Raw genomic sequence first — 530 nt, 5'->3', positions numbered from 1 at the left:
AGCATCGAGGACCGGCGCGGCCCCTACTCCGTCGACGAGGAGAACGTGTCGTCGCTGGTCTCCGGCTTCGGTGGAGGCACCATCTACTACCCCGGCGACGCCACCGAGACCTTCGGCGCCGTGGCCGTCTCCCCCGGCTACACCGCCGGGGAGAGCACGATGAGCTGGTACGGACCGCGACTGGCGTCCCAGGGCTTCGTGGTGTTCACCATCGACACCAACACCCGCTACGACCAGCCCGGCAGCCGCGGTGACCAACTCCTGGCCGCACTCGACTATCTGGTCGAGGACAGTGACCGCGACGTGCAGGACCGGCTCGATCCGGACCGGCTCGCCGTGATGGGCCACTCCATGGGTGGCGGCGGCTCCCTGGAGGCCACCGCCGACCGGCCCTCGCTCAAGGCCTCGATCCCGCTCACCCCGTGGAACCTGGACAAGACCTGGGGCAGGTCACGGTTCCCACGTTCATCATCGGCGCCGAGGACGACACGATCGCCTCCGTGTCGTCGCACTCGGAACCGTTCTACGAG

General features: G+C 68.7%; 1 pseudogene. It reads left to right on the top strand.

From position 1 onward, the window contains the following. Window positions 1–530 (top strand): annotated as a pseudogene (locus SACPADRAFT_RS28530) (poly(ethylene terephthalate) hydrolase family protein); the annotation flags it as partial.

Source organism: Saccharomonospora iraqiensis subsp. paurometabolica YIM 90007 (assembly GCF_000231035.2).
In the GTDB taxonomy this organism is placed as follows: Bacteria; Actinomycetota; Actinomycetes; order Mycobacteriales; family Pseudonocardiaceae; genus Saccharomonospora; species Saccharomonospora paurometabolica.
This window is presented reverse-complemented; position numbering and strand designations above follow the sequence as displayed.